This window comes from uncultured Sphingomonas sp. (assembly GCF_913778135.1).
Classification (GTDB): domain Bacteria; phylum Pseudomonadota; class Alphaproteobacteria; order Sphingomonadales; family Sphingomonadaceae; genus Sphingomonas.
In genome coordinates this window covers 1-4,085 of sequence record NZ_CAJYVU010000161.1, presented here as the reverse complement: position 1 = coordinate 4,085, position 4,085 = coordinate 1, and the positions used below count along the sequence as shown (strand labels likewise).

At 66.9% G+C, this 4,085-nt stretch carries 3 protein-coding genes; all 3 read left to right on the top strand.

What is annotated here, in order from left to right:
- Positions 1–677: FAD binding domain-containing protein (locus QZ847_RS14565; RefSeq protein WP_294357727.1), on the top strand; the 677-nt coding region annotated here is incomplete at its 5' end.
- The gene (locus QZ847_RS14560; protein ID WP_294357724.1) at positions 674–3,001 is read left to right on the top strand and encodes a xanthine dehydrogenase family protein molybdopterin-binding subunit; all 2,328 of its coding nucleotides are present in this window, start codon (positions 674–676) and stop codon (positions 2,999–3,001) included. The genes QZ847_RS14565 and QZ847_RS14560, both read left to right, overlap by 4 nt.
- Positions 3,002–3,090: 89 nt before the next feature.
- Positions 3,091–4,085: GGDEF and EAL domain-containing protein (locus QZ847_RS14555; protein WP_294357721.1), on the top strand; the 995-nt coding region annotated here is incomplete at its 3' end.

Sequence of the window (4,085 nt, the reverse complement as noted above, 5' to 3'; positions counted from 1 at the left end):
TGGCGACGGTCGGCGGCAATCTGCTCCAGCGGACGCGCTGCACCTATTTCTACGATGTCGAGGGTTCGCGCTGCAACAAGCGCCAGCCGGGGCAAGGCTGCGATGCGCGCGGCGGGTTCAACCGCATCCACGCCATCCTGGGCACGTCCGACGCCTGCGTTGCAACGCATCCGAGCGACATGTGCGTAGCACTCGCCGCGCTCGACGCAGTGGTGCATCTCGCCTCGGCGACTGGCACACGCACGCTGCCGCTGACTGAGCTACATCGCCTGCCGGGCGACCATCCCGAGATCGATACCGTTCTGCAACCGGGCGAACTGATCACCGCGGTCGAGCTGCCGGCATCCGCGCTCGCGGCGAACTCGACCTATCGCAAGGTGCGCGACCGCGCGAGCTACGCCTTCGCGCTTATCTCGGTCGCCGCCGCGATCGAGGTGACGGACGGCCGGATCGATGACGTGCGGCTCGCACTGGGCGGCGTTGCGCACAAGCCGTGGCGCGCGACCCGTGCGGAAGAGGCCTTGCGCGGGCAGCCTGCCTCGCTCGACACCTTCCGCACCGCGGCAGAGGCCGAACTCGCCGACGCGGTGCCGCTCAGCGAGAACGGCTTCAAGATCGAACTGGCGAAACGGACGATCACGGCCGTGCTGGCCGAACTGGCGGGAGTGGACGCATGAAAGCGCTCGAGGACGCCAAGCAGGCGGTACAGGGCGCCGCTTCCGCGGTGATGGCGAAAGCGGTGCAGATGGCCCCAGACAGCTGGATGCCGGGCGGCAAGCCCGATCCGCTGATCCGCGCGCAGCACGGCCATGTCGGTCGCCCGATCTCGCGCGTCGACGGTCCCGTCAAGGTGCAGGGCGCCGCGCCCTACGCCGCCGAGTTCCCGCTAGCCGGCATGCTCTACGCCGCACTGGTGTTCAGCACGATTGCGAAGGGAAAGATCACCACGCTCGACACCGACGCTGCCGAGGCGGCGACGGGCGTCAAGCTCGTCATGACCTACCGCAACGCGCCGCGCATGAAGCCGATGCCGCTGTTCATGACCTCGGAGAAGGCGTGCGGCGGCAACGACCTGCCCGTCATGCAGGATGCGAAGGTCTACTGGAACGGTGAGCCGGTCGCGCTGGTCCTCGCCGACACGCAGGAGCAGGCCGACCACGCCGCTTCGCTGATCCGGGTCGCGTTCGAGGAGGAGCATTCGATCACCGCGCTCGCCGAGGCGAAGGCGAAGGGCGTCGAACCCGGCCAGTTCATGGGACAGCCGCTCAAGTTCGAGATCGGTACCGCGGAACAGGCGCTCGCCGACGCTGCGCACAAGGTCGATCAGCGCTACACGACACCGCGGCACAGCCACAATGCGATCGAGCTTCACGCGGTAACGGTCGCGTGGGAGGGCGATCGCCTGCGCGTTCACGACGCGACGCAGATGGTGGCGCACACCGCCTGGTCGCTCGGCCACGTCTTCGGGATCGCAGAGGATCAGGTCCACGTCACCTCGCCGTTCGTCGGCGGCGGCTTCGGCGGAAAGGGATTGTGGCAACATCAGGTGCTCGCCGCGGCAGCGTCGAAGCTCTCTGGGCGACCGGTGCGGCTGATGCTATCGCGCGAGGGCGTCTACCGCATCGTCGGCGGACGCACGATCACCGAACAGCGCGTGGCACTCGGCGCCGATGCGGACGGGCGCTTCGACGCGCTGATCCACACCGGCACGACGGCGATGAGCCACCACAACGTGCTGCCCGAGCCCTTCATCCTGCCCGCGCGCAGCGCCTACGCGACCAAGACGATGAAGCTCGACGTTGAGGTCGCCTATCTCGACATGGTCGCCAACACCTTCATGCGCGCGCCGGGCGAGGCGGTCGGCACCTTCGCACTGGAGAGCGCGATCGACGAGCTGGCGCACGACATCGGCGTCGACCCGATTGAGCTGCGGCTGCGCAACGAACCCGACAAGGACCCGACCACCGGTGCTCCCTTCTCCTCGCGCGAGGTCGAAAAGGCATTCCGCGACGGTGCCGAGCGGTTCGGCTGGTCGAACCGTCAGGCGCCGGGAACGCGTCGAGATGGTGAGTGGCTGATCGGCACCGGCGTCGCCACCGCAACCTATCCTTACTACCGCATGCCCGGCGGCGCGGCCCGAATCACGCTCACGCCCCATGGTGCCGCGATCGACATCGCCGCGCACGACATGGGCATGGGCACCGCCACCGCGCAGACGCAGGTCGCCGCCGACCGGCTCGGCCTCGACATGGCGCAGGTGACGTTCAACTACGGCGACAGCACGCTGCCCGGCACCGTCATGGCGGGCGGATCGCAGCAGACCGCCGCGATCGGCGCGTCGGTGATGGCGGCGCATCGCGCGCTGGTCACCGAATTGCTCAAGCTGGCGGGCAACGACTCACCGCTCGCCGGCCTCGACGCCGACGAGGTGGTGGGCGTGAACGGCGGTCTGGCGAAGATCGACGACGCGTCGGCGCACGAGAGCTACGCCTCGATCCTCGCCCGCGCGCAACGTGCCGAGCTGGTTATCGAGGCCGAGCCGCCCTCCCCGCTCGAGACGACGCACTGGTCGATGCACTCGCACGGTGCGATGTTCTGCGAAGTGCGCGTGAATGCGGTGACGGGCGAGCTGCGCGTCTCGCGTTTTCTCGGCTCCTTCGATTGCGGCCGCATCCTCAATCCCAAAACCGCGGCGAGCCAGTTCCGCGGCGGCATCATCATGGGCCTCGGCCTCGCGCTGATGGAGGAAACGCAATACGACGAGCGCAGTGGGCGGATCATGAACCCCAGCCTCGCCGAATATCACGTCCCCGTGCACATGGATGTGCCCGAGATCGAGGTGATGTGGACCGACATCCCCGATCCGCACGCACCGATGGGTGCGCGCGGCGTAGGCGAGATCGGCATCACCGGTGTAGCGGCCGCGGTCGCGAACGCCGTGTTCAACGCCACTGGCAAGCGCGTGCGCGACCTGCCGATCACGCTCGACAAGCTGCTATAATCAGATCGCGACGAACCGCCCGGCAACGGTTCGTCGCAATCACGCGTGGGCGAAAAACGTTGTTAACCTGACCGGCGTATCGGTCAGCGATGACCTCGTCGATCCTTGCCGCGGGATCGGTCGCGCCGGAACGGGCGATCGCGCCGCAGCACATCCTGGACCTGCTCCCCGGACTGGTGGCCTATTTCGGGCCCGACCTGCGCTATCGCTACGCCAATCAGACGTACGCGCGCTGGCGCGGTGTGACGCCCGCCCGCATCGTCGGGCGCTACGTTAGGGAGATCGTCGGCCATCGCAATTATCCAGTGATCGCCGAGCAGCTTCGCCGTGCCTTCGCGGGCGAAACGATCACCTACGAATATCACATCTTCGACCACGACGATCAGCGGCTGGTCCAGGGCAGCTACGTTCCCGACTTGGATCAGTCAGGCTGCGTCATCGGCGTCATTGTGCTGGTGACCGAGATCAGCCGACGCACCGACCTGGAAATGGAGATCGCGCGCAGCGAGGCGATGTTCGCCGAAGCGTTCGAGAATGCGCCGTTCGGCCGCGCGATCGTCAGCCCCGATGGCCATATTGTGCGGGTCAATCCGAAGTTCGCCGCGATGCTCGAACGATCGACGGAGCAACTGATCGGCGCCAGCATTGCCGACATCACTTACCCCGACGATCACGAAGCCGACCTACGCCAGCTCAAGGAAATCCTGCGCGGCAACAGTGACGGCTACAGCCTTGAAAAACGCTATGTCAGGCCTGATGGCAGCATCTTCCACGCACGGATCGAAGTGTCGGCGGTGCGCAACGACTCGGGCCGCGTCACCTGCTTCTTTGCGCACGCAGAGGACATCACGCAGCAGCGCGAGGCCGAGCGCAACCTCAAGGAGATGAACGCCCGCCTGTCGCTGATTTCGGACGCGGTGCGCGGCGGAACATGGCACATGGACGTAGCAAGCGGCACCTTCGAGACCTCGCAGCAACTCGCGCAGTTCGTCGCCGGTCCGGGCAGCACGCCCTACGATCTCGACGGCTTCAGCGCGCACATCCTGCCCGAAGATCGCGCCAAGGCTGATCTACGCGAACTGAT

Excerpts from the sequence above, each read along its gene's own strand:
- QZ847_RS14560 (WP_294357724.1), top strand. The coding sequence starts at position 674 with ATGAAAGCGCTCGAGGACGCCAAGCAGGCGGTACAGGGCGCCGCTTCC.